General features: G+C 71.7%; 20 protein-coding genes. 11 read left to right on the plus strand and 9 right to left on the minus strand.

The features are described 5' to 3' along the window. Positions 1 to 119: 119 nt before the first annotated feature. The 3 genes from CW362_RS02585 to CW362_RS02595 all read right to left on the minus strand — a co-directional run bounded on the left by CW362_RS02585 (position 120) and on the right by CW362_RS02595 (position 2,220). Entirely contained in the window at positions 120 to 800 is a 681-nt protein-coding gene (locus CW362_RS02585; protein ID WP_103547663.1) for a zf-HC2 domain-containing protein, read from the minus strand. A 220-nt stretch (positions 801 to 1,020) separates the two neighbouring features. Then, entirely contained in the window at positions 1,021 to 1,536 is a 516-nt protein-coding gene (locus tag CW362_RS02590; RefSeq protein WP_103547664.1) for a hypothetical protein, read from the minus strand. A 135-nt stretch (positions 1,537 to 1,671) separates the two neighbouring features. Continuing rightward, the gene (locus CW362_RS02595; protein ID WP_103547665.1) at positions 1,672 to 2,220 is read right to left on the minus strand and encodes a sigma-70 family RNA polymerase sigma factor; all 549 of its coding nucleotides are present in this window, start codon (positions 2,218 to 2,220) and stop codon (positions 1,672 to 1,674) included. Positions 2,221 to 2,495: 275 nt separating this feature from the next. Here CW362_RS02595 and CW362_RS02600 point away from each other — a divergent pair, with 275 nt between their 5' ends. Continuing rightward, positions 2,496 to 3,728 carry a CapA family protein gene (locus tag CW362_RS02600; RefSeq protein ID WP_103547666.1) on the plus strand — a complete coding sequence of 411 codons (1,233 nt, stop codon included), beginning with the start codon at positions 2,496 to 2,498 and terminating at the stop codon, positions 3,726 to 3,728. Between the two features lie 75 nt (positions 3,729 to 3,803). Here the strand turns inward: CW362_RS02600 and CW362_RS02605 are convergent, their stop codons facing one another. Further along, on the minus strand, positions 3,804 to 4,268 hold the full coding sequence (locus tag CW362_RS02605) for a universal stress protein (protein WP_103547667.1): 465 nt from the start codon (positions 4,266 to 4,268) through the stop codon (positions 3,804 to 3,806). Positions 4,269 to 4,369: 101 nt separating this feature from the next. On the opposite strand from CW362_RS02605, the gene lysX reads away from it, so the two are divergent. Together lysX and CW362_RS02615 are read left to right on the plus strand one after the other, a co-directional pair. After that, a complete protein-coding gene (gene lysX, locus CW362_RS02610) occupies positions 4,370 to 7,648 on the plus strand; it encodes a bifunctional lysylphosphatidylglycerol synthetase/lysine--tRNA ligase LysX (protein WP_103547668.1) in 3,279 nt (1,092 codons plus the stop codon). Positions 7,649 to 7,728: 80 nt separating this feature from the next. Further along, positions 7,729 to 8,568, plus strand: coding sequence for a polysaccharide deacetylase family protein (locus tag CW362_RS02615; protein ID WP_103547669.1), 840 nt, complete (start codon positions 7,729 to 7,731; stop codon positions 8,566 to 8,568). A gap of 111 nt (positions 8,569 to 8,679) precedes the next feature. Here CW362_RS02615 and CW362_RS02620 read toward each other — a convergent pair whose 3' ends face one another. Then, positions 8,680 to 9,342, minus strand: coding sequence for a class F sortase (locus CW362_RS02620; RefSeq protein ID WP_103547670.1), 663 nt, complete (start codon positions 9,340 to 9,342; stop codon positions 8,680 to 8,682). A gap of 331 nt (positions 9,343 to 9,673) precedes the next feature. On the opposite strand from CW362_RS02620, the gene CW362_RS02625 reads away from it, so the two are divergent. Then, complete coding sequence (locus tag CW362_RS02625; RefSeq protein WP_103547671.1) at positions 9,674 to 10,165, plus strand: hypothetical protein; 492 nt, start codon at positions 9,674 to 9,676, stop codon at positions 10,163 to 10,165. A 127-nt stretch (positions 10,166 to 10,292) separates the two neighbouring features. Here the strand turns inward: CW362_RS02625 and CW362_RS02630 are convergent, their stop codons facing one another. The 3 genes from CW362_RS02630 to CW362_RS02640 all read right to left on the minus strand — a co-directional run bounded on the left by CW362_RS02630 (position 10,293) and on the right by CW362_RS02640 (position 12,436). After that, complete coding sequence (locus CW362_RS02630; RefSeq protein ID WP_103547672.1) at positions 10,293 to 10,829, minus strand: hypothetical protein; 537 nt, start codon at positions 10,827 to 10,829, stop codon at positions 10,293 to 10,295. Positions 10,830 to 11,055: 226 nt separating this feature from the next. Continuing rightward, positions 11,056 to 11,820 carry a bestrophin-like domain gene (locus CW362_RS02635; RefSeq protein WP_103547673.1) on the minus strand — a complete coding sequence of 255 codons (765 nt, stop codon included), beginning with the start codon at positions 11,818 to 11,820 and terminating at the stop codon, positions 11,056 to 11,058. Between the two features lie 16 nt (positions 11,821 to 11,836). Further along, on the minus strand, positions 11,837 to 12,436 hold the full coding sequence (locus CW362_RS02640; RefSeq protein WP_240657620.1) for a hypothetical protein: 600 nt from the start codon (positions 12,434 to 12,436) through the stop codon (positions 11,837 to 11,839). 271 nt (positions 12,437 to 12,707) lie between these two features. On the opposite strand from CW362_RS02640, the gene CW362_RS02645 reads away from it, so the two are divergent. The 4 genes from CW362_RS02645 (at position 12,708) to CW362_RS02660 (ending at position 17,967) form a co-directional block, all read left to right on the plus strand. Next, entirely contained in the window at positions 12,708 to 13,655 is a 948-nt protein-coding gene (locus CW362_RS02645) for an SCO0930 family lipoprotein (protein WP_103547675.1), read from the plus strand. Positions 13,656 to 14,108: 453 nt separating this feature from the next. Then, the gene (locus tag CW362_RS02650) at positions 14,109 to 14,921 is read left to right on the plus strand and encodes an SAM-dependent methyltransferase (protein ID WP_103547676.1); all 813 of its coding nucleotides are present in this window, start codon (positions 14,109 to 14,111) and stop codon (positions 14,919 to 14,921) included. Further along, entirely contained in the window at positions 14,918 to 17,053 is a 2,136-nt protein-coding gene (locus tag CW362_RS02655; protein ID WP_103547677.1) for a putative bifunctional diguanylate cyclase/phosphodiesterase, read from the plus strand. Before CW362_RS02650 ends, CW362_RS02655 begins: the two co-directional genes overlap by 4 nt. A gap of 134 nt (positions 17,054 to 17,187) precedes the next feature. Further along, complete coding sequence (locus CW362_RS02660; protein WP_103547678.1) at positions 17,188 to 17,967, plus strand: SDR family NAD(P)-dependent oxidoreductase; 780 nt, start codon at positions 17,188 to 17,190, stop codon at positions 17,965 to 17,967. Between the two features lie 24 nt (positions 17,968 to 17,991). On the opposite strand, the gene CW362_RS02665 is transcribed toward CW362_RS02660, so the two are convergent. Beyond that, positions 17,992 to 18,882: a LysR family transcriptional regulator gene (locus tag CW362_RS02665; RefSeq protein WP_103547679.1), complete on the minus strand. Its 891-nt coding sequence runs from the start codon at positions 18,880 to 18,882 to the stop codon at positions 17,992 to 17,994. Positions 18,883 to 19,002: 120 nt separating this feature from the next. Between CW362_RS02665 and CW362_RS02670 the strand changes: the two genes are divergently transcribed. The 3 genes from CW362_RS02670 to CW362_RS02680 are packed head-to-tail and all read left to right on the plus strand — an operon-like array spanning position 19,003 to position 22,380. Further along, positions 19,003 to 19,674 (plus strand): succinate dehydrogenase, encoded by a 672-nt coding sequence (locus CW362_RS02670; RefSeq protein ID WP_103547680.1) that lies wholly within the window; start codon positions 19,003 to 19,005, stop codon positions 19,672 to 19,674. 1 nt (position 19,675) lies between these two features. Next, positions 19,676 to 21,634 carry a fumarate reductase/succinate dehydrogenase flavoprotein subunit gene (locus tag CW362_RS02675; RefSeq protein ID WP_103547681.1) on the plus strand — a complete coding sequence of 653 codons (1,959 nt, stop codon included), beginning with the start codon at positions 19,676 to 19,678 and terminating at the stop codon, positions 21,632 to 21,634. Next, on the plus strand, positions 21,631 to 22,380 hold the full coding sequence (locus CW362_RS02680) for a succinate dehydrogenase/fumarate reductase iron-sulfur subunit (RefSeq protein WP_103547682.1): 750 nt from the start codon (positions 21,631 to 21,633) through the stop codon (positions 22,378 to 22,380). Before CW362_RS02675 ends, CW362_RS02680 begins: the two co-directional genes overlap by 4 nt. Positions 22,381 to 22,552 lie beyond the last annotated feature (172 nt).

Below are 22,552 nucleotides of genomic sequence, written 5' to 3' on the forward strand. Positions count from 1 at the left end.
GGGGTCCCCGGCTCGAAGAGCTCGGGGACCCCAGCGGCGATGGAGCGCTCCCACGGGCCGGCCGGCAGGTGTCCCGGCGGCCGGACCCTCAGTGACCCGAGCGGTGGAACAGGTCTGGATCAGGGGGAGTTGAGCGTCACCAGGTGTTCGCCGTCCGACGTGCGCACCTCGAACCGGCGGATCTCGTCCGTCCGCATCGACGAGCCTCCCTGCATGGTGATGGCGGCGTCGTTGTGCGCGGGCTCCATCCAGCTCGTCACCGACTGCTCCGAGCCGTCCTTGCCGATGGCGACGAGCTCGCAGGAGCGGGGGCCCTCGGCGTCCTTGACCGCGACCTCGATCTCGCTGCCCCAGAGCCGTTCCCGGGTCGTCACCTGGGCCCAGACCCCGGTCTCCGCGTCGGTCCTGGCCATCTGGCTCGACGGGGGACCGTCCGCGACGACCGCGCCGGAGGAGGAGTCGTGGCCGACGGCGAGCGTCATCGCGGACCCGCCCACCGCGAGCACCACGGAGGCGGCCAGGGCGAACAGGAGGCGCCGGCGCCCGGCCCGGTTGCGTGTGGCCACCTCACCGAGCAGCTTGTCGAGCAGCCGCGGGCCGGGAGCGGCGAAAGGGTGCACGCTGCGTGGTGTCGACCGGCGGTACAGCATCAACTGCCGTGTGGCGGGCCGGTACTCGCTGACGAACGCCGTGCACTGAGCGCACTCCACGAGGTGGTCCTCGAAGCGGAAGGCTTCCGCCTCGCCGAGCACGCCGAGCGCGTAGGCGCCGACGTCGCGATGCCGTTCCAGGGACCTCATACCGAATACCGAATCCTCGTGGCGTGGGTGCGGACTGTGAGTGGTGTTGCTGTTGCCCACGGGTACGCATCTGAGCGCCGAATCACTCAAGACTCGTCAGGAATCGGGGTGAAGACATTCGGAGCGGGAGTGCTCGCGGATTGGTGCGAGCACGGGAAAGTTGTTCCCGGCGTGGTCGGGGCCGCCGCCGGAAGCGCTTCCGGCGTGGTCACGGCCGCCGTCAGAAGAGGTGGATGGCCAGATGCCCGAGCGGCAGTCCCAGTCGCCAGGCCGCCGTCCACACCTTGGGACCGTCGTCCTCACCGGGCACGGAACCGCCGCCGGGCACCGCGTCCAGGTCCGGAGCGAGCAGTTCCGTCTCCTCCAGCCACCGCCAGGCCGCGGACGCCAGCTCCAGATCGGGATCGGGCGCGGCGCGTCCGGCGGCCTCGGCCGTGCGCAGCGCCAGGTGTTCGCGCACCCAGGTGTGCCAGGGCTGGTCGTACGCCGTCAGCGAGAGCCAGGTCTCCAGCTGGGTGATGACCCGGATCCCGGAGAGTTCGCCGCCGCTGTCGGACAGGAAGACGGTCAGCGCGAGGGCGTCGCGCCCGGCGCGGAACTCGAAGGAGGTGGGCGGCATCAGGTCGCCCGTCCGCAGCAGCTCGTCGGCGATGTACTCGGCGTACAACCAGGCCATGGGGACGGTGAGTTCGCCCCCGCCGGTGCCGTCCGTGCTCTCTTGCCCTCTGTGCAGCATCCCTTCCTGCCTTCCTCCGGTGCGTGCGCGTCGCCCGACCCCGGGCCCCAGTCCGGAACACGGATGAGCCAAGCTGATTGCTCAACCATGGTCCTCAGCAAGGCGCTTTACGGAGGTTTGACTAAGTCTTCGGTTTCACCGCAGGTCGGCCGCGTATCCCGGAAGAACCCGGCGCAGGGCGCGCAGCGCGTAGTACGCGCGGGACTTCACCGTACCGGGTGGGATCCCCAGTGCCGCTGCGGCCTCCGCCACACTCGCCCCCTGGAAGTACACCAGCACCAGGACTTCACGGTGTTCGGGAGTGAGAGTCTTCACAGCCTCCCGCACGTCGAGCGCCGCCGCCGACCGTTCGGCGTGGTCGGCGCAGATCCGCGCGTTGTCGAGGACCGCGTCCCCGACCTCCGGCGGCCGTGCCTGCCGGGCCCGCCGCGCGTCGATGGCCAGCCGCCGCCCCACGGTCAGCAGCCAGGGCCGTACGGAGTCGAAGTCGTCGGCACGCAGGGCCTCGGGATGCTGCCAGGCGCGTACGAGCGTCTCCTGGAGCAGGTCCTCGGCGCGCTGGCGGTCGCCGTCGGACAGGCGCAGCAGCAGGGCGAAGAGGGGGCGGCCGTGCTCGCGCTGCAGTGCGGCCAGCTCGTGCTCGGCGGTCGTCCTGGGGGTGATGGTGGCGGTTCCGGCCGTCATGGCGTGTATGTCAGCGCCCCGGGCCCCGCGCGGACAGGCCGGGGACGCGGTTGTGCGGTGGGCGGTCGAAGCGGTCGGTGAACGGTGCGCCGAACGGTCGGCCGAGGTGGAGCCCGGGATTCCGAAGCCGCCGCCCTCGTGCCGCCGTTCGCCCCGACGGGCGCGCCGGTGGACGCCGGACGGGTGAGCCGCCGTGGCGCCTCCTTGACCGCGGGCGGTCCCCGTATGTGGATTCGTATCTATTAGTAATTAAATGCGACCACAGGGGGCCCGGCATGATCACACGCGCGCGGAAGGTCAATCTGGTCCTCGCGGCCGCCCTCGTCGCGGCCGCGGCGGCCGGTCAGGCCCACGACACGGCCGCGCACCACCGCGCCGGGCGGCCCGGGCCCGCGGCCGCCCGCGGCTTCACCCTCGTCGCCGCCGGCGACGTCCTGCCGGACGGCTCGGTCCTGGACCGGGCCGCCTCCGACGCGGGAGGCGGCGGGTACGACTTCCGGCCGATGCTCGCGGGCGTCCGGCCCGTCGTGTCCGGCGCCGACCTGGCGATCTGTCACATGCGGACCGTGTACGACACCGGAGGTACCGGCGGTACCGGCAGCACCAGCGGTACCGGCAGCACCGGCGGTACCGGCAGCACCGGCGGCACCGGCACAGGCGCCGACAGCACCGGCACCCACGTCCTCAAGTCCCCTCCCCAGGTGGCCGAGGGCCTCGCCGCCACGGGCTACGACTCCTGCTCCACCGCCTCGAGCCACACCCTGGACGACGGCGCCGACGGCGTCCGGCGCACCCTGGACGCGCTGGACCGCGCGGGAGTGCGGCACGCCGGATCGGCCCGCAGCGCACAGGAGGCGAACGAGGTCACCCTGATGAGGGCGGGCAGTGCCCGGGTCGCCCACCTCGCGTACACCGACGGCACGAACGGGCTCCCGCTCCCGCAGGGACAACCGTGGGCGGTCGGCCTGATCGACCCCGACCGGATCGTCGCGGACGCCCGTGCCGCCCGCAGGGCCGGCGCCGACGTGGTCGTCGTCTCCCTCGACTGGGGCGCCGAGCGGCAGGACCGGCCGGACGAGCGCCAGCTGAGCCTGGCGAGGCGGCTGACCGCCTCCCGCACCGGCGGGCGCCCCGACGTCGACCTGATCCTCGGCACCCACGCACATGTCCCGCAGGCGTACGAGAAGGTCAACGGCACCTGGGTCGTCTACGGCACCGGCGACCAGGTGGCGGGCGAGACGTACGACGACCAGGGCGTCCAGGACCCCCGCGGCGACCAGAGCACCATCGGCCGCTTCACCTTCTCCCCGCCCGCGCGGGGCTCGCGGAGGTGGGAGGTCACGAAGGCCGAGTTCGTCCCGCTGGCCTTCGACCTCGACGCCGGCCGGGTCGTCGATCTCGGCGCCGCGCTGGAGCAGGGCGCCGACGTCGGCGCCGTGCGCGACCGGATCCGCGACGTCGTCCTCGGCCGGGGCGCGGGCCGGGACGGTCTCGTCATGGCCGAGTGACACCGGCCCGGCACCACCGGCCCGGGCACGCTCCCGGGGCCCGGTGGCACGGGCCCGCACCGATCCGGACGCGCCCTACGGCACGACCGTGACCGGCCAGCGGCCCGCCTTCACCAGCCGGATCGCCACCGAACCGACGATCCGGTGCCCGGCCTGCTCGGAGGCCCCGACCACCACGGCGTCCGCCTTCAGTTCGTCCGCGGCGGTGACCAGGCCGTTGTACGGATCGCCGCGGAAGGTGTGGAACTCCCAGCGCACGTCGTATATGTCCTTCACCCGCTCGGCGGCGTCGCGGATGTACTGGATCAGGTCCTCGGCGATCTCGTCGGTCGTCTCCGCGACCGGCACCCCGAGCGCCGCTCCCGCCGCCATCACCGGCTGGACGTAGACCACCGCGAGCAGCGCCCGCTGCCGCCGTGCGAGCCCACCGGCGTACGCCGCGGCGCGCAGCGAGGAGTCGGAGCCGTCCACACCGACGACGATGACCTTGGGACCGTCCGTCCCGCGCTCGAACCGATGCGCGTGCTGCTCTTCCGTCACGCCCGCGAGGCTATCGGAACCCGCAGGTCCCCCGGCCGCGGGGGAGCGGCACGGATCCGCTCGACGGGCGGTGCGCCGCCGCTCTTCCTACAGTCGGAACCATGAGTGCCACCGTGGAGGCCCGCCCGCCGAAGACCGCCAGCGGCCCGCCACGGCCGCCCCGGAACGGCTTCCTCAGCAAGGTGCCCGAAGGCTTCGCGACCTTCTTCGCCGCCATCGGTCTGCTCTGCACCCTGCTCGCCTTCATCCCCCCGCTGCGCGCGCTGCTGCGCCCGGTCGTGCGCTTCCTCGACCTCCTGATCATCCCGGTCAGCGCCAACCTCGCGTACGCCGTCTTCCTCTTCCTGCTCGCCGCCGCGACGGCCGCCCGCAAGAAGATCGCCTGGTGGCTCGTGGTCGTCTACCTCGGCCTGCTCGTCCTGACCGACCTCCTCGGCATCGCCGCCGGCCTGTACCTGGCCTCGATCCCCTCGCTGATCGTCTGCGGGCTGCTGCTCGCGCTGCTGATCGTGGCCCGCCGCGAGTTCTACGCCGACTCGCGGCGCGCCGCCGTGCGACGGGCCCTGCTCGTCCTGGTCACCGGGCTCGCCGTGGCGATCCTGTTCGGCTGGGGCCTGGTCGAGCTGTTCCCCGGCACCCTGCCGGAGGGCCAGCGGCTGCTGTGGGCCGCCAACAGGGTCTGCGGCGGACTCGTCTCCGGGCGCTCGTTCGACGGCCGTCCGCCGCGCTGGCTGTTCTTCGTCCTCGGCCTGTTCGGCGCCCTCGCCCTGCTCAACGCGGCCGCCACGCTCTTCCGTTCCCAGCGTCTGGTCGCGGCCCTGCACGGCGACGAGGAGTCCCGGATCCGCGCCCTGCTCCAGGCGTACGGCGGCGACGACTCCCTCGGCTACTTCGCCACCCGTCGCGACAAGGCCGTCGTCTTCTCGCCCAGCGGCAAGGCGGCCGTCACCTACCGCGTCGAGGCAGGGGTGTGCCTCGCCAGCGGTGACCCCGTCGGCGACCGGGAGGCCTGGCCGCACGCGATCGCCGCCTGGCTGGACATCGCCCGCCGCTACGCCTGGGCACCCGCCGCGATGGGCGCCTCCGAGGAGGGCGCCAAGGCGTTCGCGCGCGCCGGGCTCGGCGCCCTCCAGCTCGGCGACGAGGCGATCCTGCACGTCGCCGACTTCGACCTGTCCGGCCGCGACATGCGGGTCACCCGGCAGGCCGTCAACCGCGTCAGACGCTCCGGCGCCACCTGCCGGGTCCGCCGGCACTCCACCCTGTCCGACAGCGAGATGGAGGAGATCGTCGGCCGGGCGGACGCCTGGCGCGACACCGAGACCGAGCGGGGCTTCTCGATGGCCCTCGACCGGCTCGGCGACCCCGAGGACGGCGACTGCCTGCTCGTCGAGGCGATCGGCTCCGACGGCAAGCTCCTCGCCCTGCTCTCTTTCGTGCCCTGGGGCCAGGACGGGATCTCCCTCGACCTCATGCGCCGCGACCGCAGCGCGCCCAACGGCGTCATGGAGTTCATGGTCGCGGAGCTGTGCGCGGTCGCCGGCAAGTCCGGGGTCCGGCGCGTCTCCCTCAACTTCGCCGTGTTCCGCTCCGTCTTCGAGGAGGGCGCCCGCATCGGCGCCGGCCCGGTGCTCAGACTCTGGCGCCGGCTGCTGCTGTTCTTCTCCCGCTGGTGGCAGCTGGAGGCCCTGTACCGCTCCAACGCCAAGTACCACCCGGAGTGGTACCCGCGCTTCATCTGTTACGGCGACACCGGTGCACTCGCCCGCATCGGCCTGGCGTCCGCCATCGCCGAGGGCTTCGTCTCCGTGCCCTCGCTGCGCAGCCTGTGGGGCAAGGGGCACGCGAAGGGCGCACCCGCGCCGGCCACGACCGCGGGGCTGCCGTCACTGGAAGCCCTCGGTCTCGACGGGCAGGGCGGCGACGGGACCGGGGGCCCCACCACCGGCCTGTCCGACCAGGTCCGCGTGCGGCACCGCAAACTCGACCGGCTGCGCGCGGAGGGCACCGACCCCTACCCGGTCGGCATCCCGCCGCGCACCCACGTCCTGGCCGATGTCCGCGGCGGCGAGGACGTGACCGTCGCCGGCCGCGTGATGCTCGTACGCGACTTCGGCGGCATCCTCTTCGCCGTGCTGCGCGACTGGTCGGGCGATCTCCAGATCGCTCTCACCCGCAAGGAGTCCGGTGCCGCGCTCGAACGCTTCCGGCAGGTGATTGACATCGGCGACCACATCAGCGCCGACGGTCTCGCGGGCGCGAGCGACACCGGCGAGCCCACGGTCTTCGTCACCGCCTGGCGGCTCACCGCCAAGTGCCTGCACCCGCTGCCCGACAAGCGCAAGGGCCTCGCCGACCCCGAGGCCAAGGTCCGCCGCCGCTATCTCGACCTGGTGTCCAGCCCCGCCGCCCGCGAGGTCGTGCGCGCCCGCTCCACGGCCGTCCAGGCGCTGCGCCAGGGACTGCTCGACCGCGGCTACCTGGAGGTCGAGACCCCGATGCTCCAGCAGATCCACGGCGGAGCCAACGCCCGGCCCTTCACCACCCACATCAACGCCTACGACCTGAACCTCTACCTGCGCATCGCGCCCGAGCTGTACCTCAAGCGATTGTGCGTCGGCGGCCTGGAGAAGGTCTTCGAGATGGGCCGCACCTTCCGCAACGAGGGCGTCTCCTACAAGCACAACCCCGAGTTCACGATGCTGGAGGCGTACCAGGCCTTCGCCGACTACGACGTGATGCTCGACCTCGTCCGCGAGCTGATCCAGGGCGCCGCGACCGCCGCGTTCGGCACTCCGGTCGCGCGCAAGGACGGCGTCGAGTACGACATCTCCGGGGAGTGGCCCGTCAAGACCGTGTACGGCGCGGTCTCCGAGGCGCTGGGGGAGGAGATCGACGCCGGCACGGGCCTGGAGAGGCTGCTGCGGCTGTGCGACCGCGCGGGCGTGCCGTACACGGCGGACGACGGACGCGGTGACGTCGTCCTGGAGATGTACGAACGCCTGGTCGAGGAGAAGACCGGGCTCCCCACGTTCTACAAGGACTTCCCGACCGACGTCTCCCCGCTCACCCGGCAGCACCGCACCGACCCGCGACTGGCCGAACGCTGGGACCTCGTCGCGTTCGGCACGGAACTGGGCACCGCCTATTCGGAGTTGACCGACCCGGTCGAGCAGCGCCGCCGGCTCACCGAGCAGTCGCTGCTGGCCGCCGGGGGAGACCCCGAGGCGATGGAGCTGGACGAGGACTTCCTCGACGCGCTGGAGTACGCCATGCCGCCCACCGGCGGGCTCGGGATCGGTGTCGACCGGCTCGTCATGTTCCTCACCGGACTGACGATCCGTGAAACGCTGCCGTTCCCGCTGGTGCGCCGTCGCTGAATGGGCCGGGCGGGTGCATTCACGGGGCCTTACCGGTGCCCTTCGGCGTGGCGTCCGCTCCGCCGGGTGACTGATTAATCATGAAAAAGGATCAGCTGTTTACCCGGCGCCGGGCGTTGATCGCCGGTGCCGCTGTCCTGGGAGCGGCAGGGGCGGCGGGCACGGCCCGTGTCCTGACCGACGGACAGGCCGTGGAGCGGAGCCTGCCGCGCTCCGGCCCGCAGGCGTCCCGCGCGCTCAAGCCGTCCGCCTACCGCCTCCAGCCGCTCGCCGGATACGGTCCGCCGCCGCACGGCGCGCAGTCGCGGACCCTCGTCCGGCACCAGCCCTTCATGCGGGTGTCCGGGCGCGGCCGCACGATGGTGCTGACCTTCGACGACGGCCCCGACCCGCACTACACCCCCGAGATCCTGCGCGTCCTGCGCGAGTACGACGTGCACGCGATGTTCTTCGTGTGCGGGCAGATGGCCGCCGTCAACAAGAACCTGCTGGGCGAGATGGCCGACGACGGGCATGTCGTCGGCAACCACACCTGGAGCCATCCGCTGCTGACCAAGCTCTCGCGCTCCGAGATCCGTTCCGAGATGGAGCGCACCAGCGACGTGATCGAGGACGCCTGCGGCGAGTCGCCGGCCTGGTTCCGCGCGCCGTACGGGGAGTGGAACCGGGCGGCCTACCAGATCGGCGCCGAACTCGGCATGGAGCCGATGGCCTGGACGATCGACACGCTCGACTGGTCCAGGCCGGGGACCCGGACGATCGTCGGCACGGTCCAGAAACAGGCCGCGCCGGGCGTCGTCGTCCTCCAGCACGACGCGGGCGGCGACCGCTCGCAGAGCGTCCAGGCGGTGCGCACCTATCTGCCGCGTCTGCTGGACGCCGGCTACCACTTCGTGGCGCCGCACCGGAAGAACACCTAGAACCGGAGAAGGGCCCCGCGCACCGTGCGTCGCGGGGCTTTCGGCCGGGCCGGCCGACGGGAGGCGAGGGGCCTCGCCGGCCGGCTGTTCGCGCGCCCGGTCCGGGAACGCTCAGCGCACCTCGGAAAGGCGCGCGAAAACGACCACGTTCCCGTCGTAGCCGTGCTGCTTGGAGAAACCGCCCCCGCACGTGATGACGCGCAATTCGGGGGCTCCCTTGCTGTTGTACACGCGGTCGCCGGGGAAATTGCTCTTCGCGAAGACCTCGATGCCGTAGATCTCGAACACCGCGGTCTTTCCGTCCTTGCGCAGGACCTCGACCTTGTTCCCCTTCTTGAGCGCCCCGAGCCCGTAGAAGACGGCGGGGCCCCGCATGTTGTCGACGTGGCCCACGATCACGGCCGTGCCCTTCTCGCCGGGCGAGACCGCGCCGGTGAACCAGCCGGCGAGATTCGGGTCGTCGGGCGGCGGCGCGTCGACCCATCCGTCGATGTCCAGGCCCACCGGCGTCACCGGGGCGTCGACGCGGATGGCGGGGATCCGTACCCGGTCGACCACGGAGTACGGCAGCGCGTCCGGGCTCTTCACGAACGTGCCGCCCGGCGTGCGGCTGTCCGCCGCGGCCGCCGAGGCCGGCTGCGGGGGGCCCACGTCGAACTCGCCGGAACCGTTCCGGATGAGTGCGAGGCCGGTCAGCAGGACAAGCGCTATCACGCCCCAAGGAGCGCGCTTCCTCCGCCGCTCCTCCTCTTCGGCCAGCTCGGACGCAGACATTCACAATCCCCTCTCGACGCGGCCGTCGCCTCGTCATCCGCGCATATGAGCACGCTAATGGCAGCAAGGCCACCCGGCGACGGGGCGCGGGCGAACGAGTGGCCGGACGAATCCCTCGTGAGCCATCCGAGTTGCCATGACCAGGAATTTTCTGACAGTCCGTGACCTGCGGCAATATCCGATTGTGTGGAATTCTTTCGGCGTGTCCTCTCACCAGGACGGACCATTCCCGAAATGCGGCCCCGTGCACGGCATCTGAGGGTCTGACTGGGAGGCGCTTTCTCGCCGATCCACCGGGGACGGTTCCCGGGGCGCCCCCGCGGAGGATCACATGCGTACTACTCGTGCCCTGGCGGTGTCCGCCGCCGCGGTCGCCGCCGTGGGGCTCGCCGCCCCCATGGCCGTGGCGTGGAACACGCCGAGCAACATCGTGGCGACGCCCAGCGTCATCGCCCGCGGCGGACAGCTGACCGTGACGGTCGACGGGTGCCCGAGGGGAGGGACGATGACCTCCCCGGCGTTCCCCCAGGCGAGACTCTCGCCGCTCCTGGGCAGCCGCAACGAGTCGTCCAGCGGTACGGCCACCATCAACCAGGACGCCCGTCCCGGCTCGTACGACATCACCGTCAACTGCGAGGGGACGGGCCCGCTGACCCGTCCGGCCGCCTTCACCGTCATCGGCGGTGTGCGCGGCGGTCTCGGCGGCAGCAGCACCACCGGTGCCACACCCACCGACATGGCGATCGGCGGCGGTCTGGTGGCCGCGGCGGCCGTCGGCGGCGGGGTGTTCTGGATGCGGCGCAGGTCGGAGCGGCACATCTGACCGGTCCGCCGGCGAGCGTCCGGTCCCGCCCTTCGGAGGCCGGCCGCCCGCCGCGCGGAGCGCACGTGAGACCCCTTCGCTCCGGACCCGCCCGAGAGGGACCGGAGCGAAGGGCTCCGCCGCTCCGTCAGGACTCGTCGGACGCGGTGCGCCGACGGGACAGGTACCAGGCCGTGCCGACGGAACCGGCGATGAGCGCCGTTCCCAGTCCGATCTCCTTCAGGTCGAAGCCACCGGCACTGCCGCCGACACCGGCCCGGACGCCCCGTTGCAGGGGCACCGGGGTCGGAGGGACCGGCCGGCCGCCGACGATGGTGAGACCGGTGCTGCCGCTCGCCCCGCCGCACGAGAACGTCACGTCGTACACGGCCCCGGGTCTGGCGTCCCGGTCGACCACGGCGGTGGCCGAGGACTGTCCCGGCGGGATGGTGACGGTGTCGAAGACCCCGGAGGTGACCGTCGCGGTTCCCCTGCACCCGCCGTCCCGCTTCAGGAGCAGCGACACCTGGCCACCCGCGGCGACGGTCGACGGCTGCACGCTGAAGGCGAACGGGGTGATCGGGGTGAGGCCGTGGTCCCCGTCACCGGCGACGGCGGCGGGTGCGGCGAAGGTCAGGGCGGTCACGCCCAGCAGTGCGGCCGAAGCGACGCGTATCGCGTGCATGTGGTGAGCCTCCGGGTCCCCGAGGAGCCTTGCTGCGGACCTTTTCCGCCTGCGCCAGAAATGCACCTCGACGACCGAAACGCTAGGAAAGGGCGAACAGGGGCGCGATCCCAGTAGCGCGAACGGGGCAATCGTGTGGGCCGTTCGAGGGGCGACGTGCGTGCGGACGGGGGACGGGCGCGGCGTGGCGCCCGTCCCCCGTCCGCCAGGGGCTCTCCGGGGGGCGTCAGCCGGGAAGGTGCGGGAACAGCGCCGTGAAGGGTTCCGCCGACGCCGTCATCCCGCGGCTGTAGGGAGAGTCGAAGTCCCAGATCAGGAAGAGCAGGAAGGCGATCAGGGCGGAGAACAGCCCGGCCAGGAGCAGCTCCCGGGCGGTGCGCCGGATCTGCAGCGCGAAGATCATCCCGACCGTGACCACGGCACCGGTGATGAGCCCGAACCACACCACTCCCGGCATGGTCGCCCCCGTGGAGTCGGCGCGGGCGCTGCGCGCGGTGTCGGCCGCCGTCACCTGGTCGAGGAGTGGCTGGTAGGCCTGCGCCTCGAAGTCCGACTTCGGCTCGTAGTCGGTGACGTCGCGCCGGACCCGGTCGAGGAGCCGGCCGCCCTCGTCGGTCACCCGGCCCCGCTCCTCCATGGTCTTCCACTCGGTGGTGACCACGTGGTGGACGTAACGGTCGACGTCGCCGCGGATCCGGTCGCGGACGTCGGGCGGATAGACCCGGACCCGTTCGGAGATCTCGTGCAGGGCCTGCGCCTCCGTCTGCACCTGGTCCTGGGCGGCGCCGCGGGCCTCCCAGACCCCGGCGATGGCCAGACCGAGGACGATGGCGTACACCACGCCGATCATCATCGTCATGTACTCGATGACGTCCGGCGTCTCGGTGGGGTCCTCGTCCTCGCGGGCCCTGCGATGACGCAGAAGGGTCACGACGAGGACCACGAGGCACGCGGCCGCCATCGCGAGGGCGAGAACAAGCCAATCCGACAAAGTGTGCCTCCAGGGGTCAGCGCGGGCGCAGCGCCGCGACGGCGAGCACCGCGGGCGCGGTGATGAGCAGGGTGAACGAGACCAGTGACGGACCGCCGCGGGGCGCGTGCTTGTGCGGCGGGGTGCGGTACGCCGGATAACTGACCGGAACCGGCGGCGGGGCGGGGCGCGCGCTCGGTGTCGGCGTGGGCTTCGGCGTGGGTCTCGGCGCCACGACCGGAGCCGGCCGCGGCGGCAGGGGCCTCGGCTTCGGTGCCGGTGCCGGCACCGGGGGAGGCGGAGGCGGCGGTGGAGGCGGTGGTGCGGGCTTCGGCGCGGGTGTCGGCTTCGGCGGTGGCGGCGGCTTGACGGTCGGCGGGGCCGGCGTGGGCGTCGGCGGGCAGGGCGGGGTCGGTGTCGGGGACGGGCACCGGACGGGGTGTCCGACGACGGCGACCGCCCCGTCGCCCGCCACGGCCACCGCGGTGGTCCCCTCGCCGTCCGGGCCCGCGGAGGCGTACGCGCAGGCGTCGGCCGAGGCCGTTCCGCTCGGCGCGCCGACGAGGAGCCAGGTGAGCGCCGTCAGCGCCAGTACCCGTATGACGAGGGCGGATCGGGTCCGCTGGGGTGCGTGCACGACGGAGATCATGGGGCGCCAGGGGCCAGGTCGCGCCGAAGTGTCCTGGATTGGCCACGAATTGGGTACCCCCGGCCCCCGGTGGCTTGACGCGCGCGGCCGGGAGGTGCGGGCGTCGATCGAAAATCCGTGCGACACGCCTCGAACGCGTCACGGTCTTCCGAAAGAAATTTGAGGCGCCTTTGAACGCTCCCGCACCTCCCGCCCGTACCTAGGGCCATGCGTGGCGCTGCAGGGCGCTGCAACACTATGCGAACAGCGGGAGTTACCAATGAAGACCTCCTGGCGGAGCGCCTCACTCGTAGCGTCAGCTGCGGCCGTGCTGGCGCTCACGACGGCGTGTGGTCAGGAAAATGGCAACGCTTCCACGGGTGCCCAGAACGTGGGTGCCACCGCGGCGGCGGGCGGCTACGGGACCAGCACCACCGCCGGTGCGGGCAACGGCTACGGAGCCGACTCCAAGGACGAGAGCGCCGCCGCCAAGCCGGAAGCCGCGGGCAAGCTGGCCGTGGCCGAGAACGCCAAGGTCGGCAAGGTGCTGACCGACGGCGCCGGATTCACCCTCTACCGCTTCGACAAGGACACCGCCGAGCCGCCGAAGTCGAGTTGTGACGGAGACTGCGCGAAGGCCTGGCCGCCGGTGCCCGCAGAGGGTGCCGAGGCCGCCGTCGGCGTCGACAAGGCGCTGCTCGGCGAGGTCACCCGGACCGACGGCACGAAGCAGCTGACCGTCGGCGGCTGGCCCATGTACCGGTACGCCAAGGACACCAAGGCCGGTGACGCCAACGGCCAGGACGTGGGCGGCACTTGGTTCGCCTCGGCGCCCGACGGCAAGAAGGCCACGCTGGCCTCCCTCCCCGGTCTGTCGGTCCGCAAGGACCCGAAGCTCGGCGACATCATCGTCGACAAGAACGGCATGACGGTCTACCGCTTCGCGAAGGACCAGGCCTGGCCCGTCTCGAAGTCCGCCTGCACGGGCGCCTGCCTGGAGAAGTGGCCCGCGGTCGCCCCGGTCTCCGAGGACGACACCAAGGGCATCAAGAAGAAGGGCCTGATGCCCTTCACCCGCCCCGACGGCGTGAAGCAGATGTCGGTCAACTGCTGGCCGATCTACACCTTCTCCGGTGACAGCGCTCCCGGCGACACCAACGGTCAGGGCGTGGGCGGCACGTGGTACGCCGTCTCGCCCGACGGAAAGACGGTCGGCGCGGCCAAGTAGGGCGTCAACACCCCACGGTTGCGGGCAGGGCATCAACACCCCACGGTTGACCGGCCCATCCGAACGAACGCGCCGCCCAGGGTCCGCCCCCTCCACCGGAGGGGGCGGACCCTTGCGCGTCCCCTCCGGCGCGGGCGGGGCGTTCTGGCCGTCGCCGGAACGTGAAAGATCCGGGCTGCGGTCCAGATGTGAAAGAACGCCGCCTTCCGGCAGGGGACTTGGACACGCTTCGTGACCCCGCGGAGGTTTTTGGAACGCTTCGGAACGATTTCGCGTGGGCTGTGGGTGGTGTGCGCGGTATGCGTTCGCAGTTGCCAATTCGGCACGTGCCCGAGGCAGTGACCGGGAACGGATGGTCAATTTCCGGTTCAGCTCGCCCCTTTGGCGGGCGATCAGTAGCCTCTGCTCGAACACCGGATCGTCCGTGCCGTCGCCTACGCCTTGGAGAGATAGATGGAGCGTCCCGCCTGGGCCCCTCGCAGCATTGACATCTCAGTGCCGAGCGTGTCCCGGATCTACGACTACTACCTGGGCGGTTCGCACAACTTCGAGGTCGACCGGGAAGCGGCGCGCAAGGCGATGGAGTTCATGCCGGGCCTTCCCAAGATCATGCAGGCGAACCGGGCGTTCATGCGCCGGGCCGTCCGCTACGCGGCCGGCGAGGGCATCGACCAGTTCCTCGACATCGGCTCGGGCATCCCGACGTTCGGCAACGTCCACGAGATCGCCCAGGCCGCCCGACCCGGCGCGCGGGTCGTCTACGTCGACCACGACCCGGTTGCCGTCGCACACAGCCAGGCCGTCCTGCGGGACGACGAGGACGCCGACGTCGTCGCCGCGGACCTGCTCAAGCCTCAGGAAATCCTGGTGAGTCACCAGGTTCAGCGGCTGATCGACCTGAAGAGGCCGGTCGCCCTGCTTCTCGTTGCCATACTTCACTTCGTGGAAGACGCGGACGACCCGTACCGGGCGGTGGCCGAACTGCGCGACGCCCTCGCGCCGGGAAGCATGCTCGTCGTCACGCATGCCTCGTTCGAGGGAATTCCGCTCCTCCGGGAGCAGGCCGAGGGCACGGTCGACGTCTACAAGGACATCCGCAACCCGCTGATCATGCGCACGCGCGAGGAGATCGCGCGGTTCTTCGAGGGGTACGACATGGTGGAACCCGGACTGGTGCCGATGCCGGACTGGCGGCCCGACACGGCACCCGAGGACGAGGATCCCTATTCCTTCTCCGGGTTCGGCGGCGTGGGACGCAAGGCGTGAGCGCCGAGCCGGACGGGCCGGAGGACAGACTGCGCCGGTTCGCGACGATCTGGAGCCGCGCGGTCTTCCCCGTCACCTCCACCTCGCTGACCCGGCCGGAGTTCGAGGAACAACTGCTGCCGCTCGCGAGGCGGCTGAGCGAGGCCCTGCGGGCCAGGACCTTCGAGGCCGCCGAGGGGCGGAGCGTCGGCGCGGCGCTCGTCGCCGCGCACTGCACCGACCCCGAGGCCCTCAGCCGGGCCCTCGACTGCGTCGACGCCTATCTGGTGCTCTACTGCGGCGAGGACGGCCCCAAAGAGGCGTTGCGGACCCGCTCCGCACGGCTCCAGCACGCCATGGCCGCCGGATACGCCGAGGCGCTGCGCGAGCGGACGCTCGCCGAGCAGCAGGCCATCTCGCAGGCCGCGTTGACCGCGCGCAGCGCCGTCGCCGAGGCGCTGCACGACAGCGAGGCCCGCTTCCGCGCGGTGTTCGAGGGCGCGGCCATAGGCATCGGCATCGCCGACCTCGAAGGCAACATCCTCCAGTGCAACGGAGCCCTGCTGCGCATGTTCGGCGGCTCCGAGCAGACGATGCGCGGCCGCAAGGTCACCGAGTGGACGCACGCCGAGGACGCCCCTCAAGTATGGCGGCTGTACGAGGAGTTGGTGCGCGGCGAGCGTGAGCACTACCACGTCGAGAAGGCGTTCTACCGCCCCGACGGCACCGCCCTGTGGACCAACCTGACGGTTTCCCTGCTGCGCGACGCGGACGGCGCCCCCCAGTACCAGCTGGCGCTGATGGAGGACACGACCGAGCGGCGGCTGCTCAACCTGCGGCTGCGCTACGAGGCGACCCACGACGCGCTCACCGGACTGCCTAACCGGACCCTGTTCTTCGAGCGTCTGGAGAAGGCGCTGGCCGCGGGGGAGGGACAGCGCTTCGGGCTCTGCTACCTCGACCTCGACGGCTTCAAGACCATCAACGACAGTCTCGGGCACGCGGCCGGCGACCGGCTGCTCGTCGAGGTCGCCGACCGCCTCCAGTCCTGCGCGACCGCCCCCGGCGAGATGGTCGCCCGGCTCGGTGGCGACGAGTTCGTGGCCCTCACCACCGGTCCGGACACCGAGCGCAAGGTCGACGAACTGGCGGGACGCATCATGAACGCGCTCGTCACCCCGGTCAGCATCGACGGCCGTGACCTGACCGTGCGGGGCAGCGTCGGCGTCGTCGAGGGCCCGGCCGGGGAGCGCGGCGCCGCCGAGGTGCTGCGCAGCGCCGACATCACGATGTACCGGGCCAAGTCCGCGGGCGGCAACCGCTTCGAGCTGGCCGACCCCGAGGCCGATGCCCGCGCCATCACCCGCAACGGACTCACCACCGCGCTCCCCGCGGCCCTGGACCGGGGCGAGTTCTTCATCGAGTACCAGCCGCTGGTGCACCTCGGCGACGGCAGCGTGCGGGGCGCGGAGGCGCTGGTGCGCTGGCTGCACCCGCAGCACGGCGTTCTCGGGCCCGACCGCTTCATCCCGCTCGCCGAGCACACCGGACTGATCGTGCCGCTCGGCCGCTGGGTCCTGGAGCAGTCGGTGCGCCAGGCCCGCAGCTGGCAGGAACGGAACTCCGACGCCGGCCCGCTGCGGGTCAACGTCAACCTCTCGCCGTGCCAGCTGACCCATCCCGGTCTGGTCCAGGACACGGTGGACATCCTGGAGCGCGAGGGACTCGACGCCCAGGCGCTGTGCCTGGAGGTCACCGAGTCCGCGCTGATCGGCGCGGACGACGACCTGCTCAAGCCGCTGCGCAGGCTCGCCGAGATGGGTGTCGACATCGCCCTCGACGACTTCGGCACCGGCTACTCGAACCTGGCCAACCTCCGCCGGCTGCCGGTCAGCATCCTCAAGCTGGACCGGTCCTTCACCCGGGGCATGCAGCAGTTCCCGGCGGATCCGGTCGACCTGAAGATCGTCGAGGGCATCGTCTCCCTCGCCCACAGCCTCGACCTCGCGGTCACGGTCGAGGGCGTGGAGACCGGCGCCCAGGCCGAACAGCTGCGGATCCTGGGCTGCGACACCGCCCAGGGCTGGTACTACGCCCGTCCCGGCCCGCCGGAGCGGCTGCACGAACTGGCGCTGGTCGACGCGGTCGGCTGAGCCCGCTCCCGCGCGGCGTGCCCCCTCCGGGGAGGCGCCCCGCGCGGGACGGGCTCCCGGCACGTCTCGCGCCCGCGCCCCTCGGTGGGTCTCATGGGACGGGAGGTACCTCCCGACCATTGGAGCTGAGACGGATGAGCACCGAACTTCAGGGCAGGACGGCCGTCGTCACCGGAGCGAGCAGGGGCATCGGACTCGCGGTCGCCGAGGCGCTGGCCGGAGCCGGCGCGAGGGTGATCGCCGGCTCCCGCGGCACCTCCGGGGGCCTCGACGCCCTGGCGGCGAAGGGGGACGTGACTTGGGTGCCGGCCGACCTCGCCGAACCGGAGGCCGCGGACAGGCTCGTGGAGGCGGCGGGCGGGCGGATCGACGTCCTGGTCAACAACGTGGGTACGGCCCCCGCCCGCACCGGCGGCTTCCTGAAGGTCACCGACGAGGAATGGCGGCGCACCCTCGATCTGAACCTCCTCACCGCCGTACGCGTCACCCGTGCGGCCCTGCCGTCGATGCTGGCCGCGGGAGAGGGCGCGGTCGTGACGATCGCCTCGGTCAACGCCACGCTGCCCGACCCCCTGGTCATCGACTACAGCGCGGGCAAGGCCGCCCTGGTCGCGTTCTCCAAGGCGCTCTCCAAGGAGGTCGGCCCGAAGGGCGTCCGCGTCAACACGGTGAGCCCCGGTCCGGTGGAGACCGACCTGTGGCTCGGCGGCGGGGGCGTGGCCGAGACGGTCTCGGCCGTCGTCGGAGCCACCCCCGGCGACGTGGTCGCGAAGGCTTCCGCCGCGACCGTCACCGGCCGCTTCTCCCAGCCGTCCGAGGTGGCCGAGCTGGTCCTCTTCCTCGCCGGGGACCGTGCGCGCAACATCACCGGCAGCGACTTCGTCATCGACGGCGGCCTCGTCCCGACCTGGTGACTCCGGCCGCGGCACCGCCCGCCGTCAGCGTTCCAGCAGCATCCGCTGGAGTTCCCGGGCCGCCCGGGGAGGTGCCACGTCGCTGCGGTGCGCCAGCGCGATGGTCCGCTCGAGCCCGGGCGGGGCGAGCGGTGTCACCCGCAGCCCCGATCCGGACCGGGCGGCCACCATGCGCGGTACGACGGCCACACCGAGGCCCGCCCGGACGAAGCCCAGAACCGCGTCCATCTCACCGCCCTCGACCGTGAAGTCGGGCTCGAAGCCCTCGGCGCGACAGGCGGCCACGGTCAGTTCCCGCAGGTCGTAGCCGTGCCGGAACATCACCAGGCGCTCGCCCTCCAGATCGGCGACGCGCACCGTGCGCCGGCTGCCGCCACCGCCGGGCGCCGGGGCCTCGGGCGAGGACACCACCACCAGGTCCTCGCGCAGCAGCTCCACCGTGGTCAGCGCGGGGGAGGGGGTGGGCAGCGGCAGGACGACCAGGGCGAGGTCGAGGGCGCCGCGCGCGAGTTCCCGTACGAGATCGTGGGAGCCGCCCTCCTCGATCAGCAGCCGGATGCCCGGATAGCGGTCGTGGAAGGCGCGCAGCACGTCGGGCAGCAGACCGGTGCACAGGCTCGGGGTCGCGCCGAGCCGTACCCGGCCGCTGTGCAGCTGGGCCAGCTCCTGCACCTCGTGCCGGGCCGTGTCCGCGTCGGCGAGGATGCGCCGGGCCAGCGGCAGCAGCGCCTCTCCCGCGTCGGTGAGCGTGATGTTCCCGCGCGCCCGCAGGAACAGGTCGGCCCCCAGCTCCCGCTCCAGCGCCTTGATCTGCTGGGACAGCGAGGGCTGCGCGACATGCACCAGGTCGGCGGCCCGGGTGAAGTGCCGGGTCTCCGCGACGGCCACGAAGTACTGGAGCTGTTGGAACTGCACCGTTCGACGATAGCTCACTCCTATGGAAACCAGCCGCTTCATGTCTTGGACCGATCGGTCCCCCGCGACCTACCGTCTCTTCCCATGGCTCTGGCAACGCGGACGGACCGACGGCCGTCCATGGCGCGCACCGTGTGGGACAGCTCCGTCGGCAAGAAGACCGTGATGGCCGTCAGCGGCCTGATCATGCTGCTCTACCTGATCGCCCACATGATCGGGAACCTGAAGATCTACTTCGGGGAGGGGGAGTTCGACCACTACGCCCACTGGCTGCGCACCGTCGGCGAACCCTTCATGCACTACGGGTGGACCCTGTGGCTCGTCCGCGTGGTCCTGGTGGTCGCCGTGGTCGCCCACGCCACGTCCGCCTACCAGCTCAGCCGGCGCGACATCAAGGCCCGGCCCGGCAAGTACGTGCACAGGAAGCGCGGCGCGAGCTACGCCACCCGCACGATGCGCTGGGGCGGGGTCATCCTCGGCCTGTTCGTCGTCTGGCACCTCCTCGACCTGACCACCGGCACCGTGCACTCCGGCGGCTTCCAGGAGGGCCACCCGTACCAGAACGTCGTGGACACCTTCTCCACCTGGTACGGCAACGTCGTCTACATCGTCGCGATGCTCGCGCTCGGCCTGCACATCCGGCACGGCTTCTGGAGCGCGGCCCAGACCCTCGGGGCCGGCAGCCGCAGCCGCGACCGCGCCCTGAAGACCGTCGCCGACGTCCTCGCACTGCTGCTCACGGCGGGCTTCATCGCCGTACCCGTGGGCGTCATGACCGGAGTGGTGAGCTGAAATGACCACCGAATACGCCCACTTCACGACCGGGGAGCCGGTCGCCGACACCAAGGCACCGGCCGGACCGGTCGAGGAGCGCTGGGACAGGCGCCGGTTCGAGGCCAAGCTGGTCAACCCGGCCAACCGCCGCAAGCACACCGTGATCGTCGTCGGCACCGGCCTCGCGGGCGGCTCCGCGGGCGCCACCCTCGCCGAACAGGGCTACCACGTCGTCCAGTTCTGCTACCAGGACTCCCCGCGCCGGGCCCACTCGATCGCCGCGCAGGGCGGCATCAACGCCGCGAAGAACTACCGCAACGACGGCGACTCCGTGCACCGCCTCTTCTACGACACCGTCAAGGGCGGCGACTTCAGGGCGCGTGAGTCCAACGTCCGCCGACTGGCACAGATCTCGGTCGAGATCATCGACCAGTGTGTCGCCCAGGGCGTGCCGTTCGCGCGCGAGTACGGCGGCCTGCTCGACACCCGCTCCTTCGGCGGCGTCCAGGTCTCGCGCACCTTCTACGCCCGCGGCCAGACCGGCCAGCAGCTCCTGCTCGGTGCCTACCAGGCACTCTCCCGGCAGATCGCCGCCGGCAACGTCGAGATGCACCCGCGCACCGAGATGCTCGACCTGATCGTCGTCGACGGACGCGCCCGCGGCATCGTCGCCCGCGACCTGATCACCGGGCGGATCGACACGTACTTCGCCGATGCCGTCGTCCTGGCGAGCGGCGGCTACGGCAACGTCTTCTACCTCTCGACGAACGCCATGAACTCCAACGCCACCGCGATCTGGCGGGCCCACCGGCGCGGCGCGTACTTCGCCAACCCCTGCTTCACCCAGATCCACCCCACCTGCATCCCGCGCACCGGCGACCACCAGTCCAAGCTCACCCTGATGAGCGAGTCGCTGCGCAACGACGGCCGCATCTGGGTCCCGAAGACGCACGGCGACACCCGCCCGCCGAACGAGATCCCCGAGGACGAGCGCGACTACTACCTGGAGCGCATCTACCCCTCCTTCGGCAACCTCGTGCCCCGCGACATCGCCTCCCGCGCCGCCAAGAACGTCTGCGACGAGGGCAGGGGAGTCGGCCCCGGCGGCCAGGGCGTCTACCTCGACTTCGCCGACGCCGTCCGGCGCATGGGCCGCGCGGCGGTCGAGGAGAAGTACGGCAACCTCTTCGACATGTACGCCCGGATCACCGCCGAGGACCCGTACACCGTGCCCATGCGGATCTACCCCGCCGTGCACTACACGATGGGTGGACTGTGGGTCGACTACGACCTCCAGACCACCGTCCCCGGCCTGTTCGCCATCGGCGAGGCCAACTTCTCCGACCACGGCGCGAACCGGCTCGGCGCCTCCGCCCTCATGCAGGGGCTCGCGGACGGCTACTTCGTCCTGCCGTCGACGATCAACGACTACCTGGCCCGCAACCCGCACCGCGCCGACGACGACCTGGACGACGAACACCCCGCCGTCCAGGAGGTGCTGGCCGAGACGGAGGACCGCGTCAACCTGCTGCTGTCCGTCGACGGCGACCGCACCCCCGACTCCTTCCACCGCGAACTCGGCGAACTCATGTGGGAGTTCTGCGGGATGGCCCGTAGCGAGAGCGGGCTGCGCAAGGCCCTGGAGCGCATCCCGCAGATCCGCGAGGAGTTCTGGCGGCGCATCAAGGTGCCCGGCAGCGGAGAGGAGTTCAACCAGTCGCTGGAGAAGGCCAACCGGATCGTCGACTACCTGGAACTCGCCGAGCTGATGTGCCTCGACGCACTGAACCGCGCCGAGTCCTGCGGCGGCCACTTCCGCGAGGAGTCCCAGACCCCCGACGGCGAGGCGGCCCGCCGCGACGAGGAGTTCTCGTACGCGGCCGCCTGGGAGTTCACCGGCACCGGCGCCGCTCCCGTCCTGCACAAGGAAGACCTGGTCTTCGAGTACGTCCACCCCACCCAGCGGAGCTACGCATGAAGCTCACCCTGCGCGTCTGGCGGCAGAAGAACGCCGACGCCGACGGAGCGATGTCCACGTACGAGGTGGACGGCATCTCGGCCGACATGTCCTTCCTGGAGATGCTCGACACCCTCAACGAGGAGCTCATCCTCGCCGGCGACGACCCCGTCGCCTTCGACCACGACTGCCGCGAGGGCATCTGCGGCGCGTGCAGCCTCGTCATCAACGGCGACGCGCACGGACCCGAGCGCACCACCACCTGCCAGTTGCACATGCGCTCCTTCCGCGACGGCGACACGATCGACGTCGAGCCGTGGCGGGCCGCCGCCTTCCCGGTCGTCAAGGACCTCGTCGTCGACCGCTCCGCCTTCGACCGGATCATCCAGGCCGGCGGCTACATCACGGCCCCGACCGGTGCCGCGCCCGAGGCGCACGCCACCCCCGTGCCCAAGCCCGACGCCGACTCCGCCTTCGAGCACGCCGAGTGCATCGGCTGCGGCGCCTGCGTGGCGGCCTGCCCGAACGGCGCCGCCATGCTGTTCACCTCGGCCAAGATCAACCACCTGAACGTGCTGCCGCAGGGCGCCCCCGAACGCGAGACCCGCGTCCTCGACATGGTGGGGCAGATGGACGAGGAGGGCTTCGGCGGCTGCACCCTCACCGGGGAGTGCGCGACCGCCTGCCCCAAGGGCATCCCGCTGTTCTCCATCACCGCCATGAACAAGGAGTGGCTGCGCGCCACCCGCAGGGCGGGCAGGCGTTAGGACCGAAGTCGTTCGCCGTACGGTGCGGACGGACGGGACCGGGTGTGGTGCTCATACCCCGGTCCCGTCTCGCTTTTCCGGGGCACCCCTGTCATTCAGCATCCCCACATCCGCCCTCCTGGCACTGGTCACGCAGGCGCCAACCGGCGTCGGAAGAACAGGAGCGCGCAGA

This window comes from Streptomyces populi (assembly GCF_002911015.1).
Lineage (GTDB): Bacteria > Actinomycetota > Actinomycetes > Streptomycetales > Streptomycetaceae > Streptomyces > Streptomyces populi.

Excerpts from the sequence above, each read along its gene's own strand:
- CW362_RS02585 (WP_103547663.1), bottom strand. The coding sequence starts at position 800 with ATGAGGTCCCTGGAACGGCATCGCGACGTCGGCGCCTACGCGCTCGGC.
- CW362_RS02590 (WP_103547664.1), bottom strand. The coding sequence starts at position 1,536 with ATGCTGCACAGAGGGCAAGAGAGCACGGACGGCACCGGCGGGGGCGAA.
- CW362_RS02595 (WP_103547665.1), bottom strand. The coding sequence starts at position 2,220 with ATGACGGCCGGAACCGCCACCATCACCCCCAGGACGACCGCCGAGCAC.
- CW362_RS02600 (WP_103547666.1), top strand. The coding sequence starts at position 2,496 with ATGATCACACGCGCGCGGAAGGTCAATCTGGTCCTCGCGGCCGCCCTC.
- lysX (WP_103547668.1), top strand. The coding sequence starts at position 4,370 with ATGAGTGCCACCGTGGAGGCCCGCCCGCCGAAGACCGCCAGCGGCCCG.
- CW362_RS02615 (WP_103547669.1), top strand. The coding sequence starts at position 7,729 with ATGAAAAAGGATCAGCTGTTTACCCGGCGCCGGGCGTTGATCGCCGGT.
- CW362_RS02620 (WP_103547670.1), bottom strand. The coding sequence starts at position 9,342 with ATGTCTGCGTCCGAGCTGGCCGAAGAGGAGGAGCGGCGGAGGAAGCGC.
- CW362_RS02625 (WP_103547671.1), top strand. The coding sequence starts at position 9,674 with ATGCGTACTACTCGTGCCCTGGCGGTGTCCGCCGCCGCGGTCGCCGCC.
- CW362_RS02630 (WP_103547672.1), bottom strand. The coding sequence starts at position 10,829 with ATGCACGCGATACGCGTCGCTTCGGCCGCACTGCTGGGCGTGACCGCC.
- CW362_RS02645 (WP_103547675.1), top strand. The coding sequence starts at position 12,708 with ATGAAGACCTCCTGGCGGAGCGCCTCACTCGTAGCGTCAGCTGCGGCC.
- CW362_RS02650 (WP_103547676.1), top strand. The coding sequence starts at position 14,109 with ATGGAGCGTCCCGCCTGGGCCCCTCGCAGCATTGACATCTCAGTGCCG.
- CW362_RS02660 (WP_103547678.1), top strand. The coding sequence starts at position 17,188 with ATGAGCACCGAACTTCAGGGCAGGACGGCCGTCGTCACCGGAGCGAGC.
- CW362_RS02670 (WP_103547680.1), top strand. The coding sequence starts at position 19,003 with ATGGCGCGCACCGTGTGGGACAGCTCCGTCGGCAAGAAGACCGTGATG.
- CW362_RS02675 (WP_103547681.1), top strand. The coding sequence starts at position 19,676 with ATGACCACCGAATACGCCCACTTCACGACCGGGGAGCCGGTCGCCGAC.
- CW362_RS02680 (WP_103547682.1), top strand. The coding sequence starts at position 21,631 with ATGAAGCTCACCCTGCGCGTCTGGCGGCAGAAGAACGCCGACGCCGAC.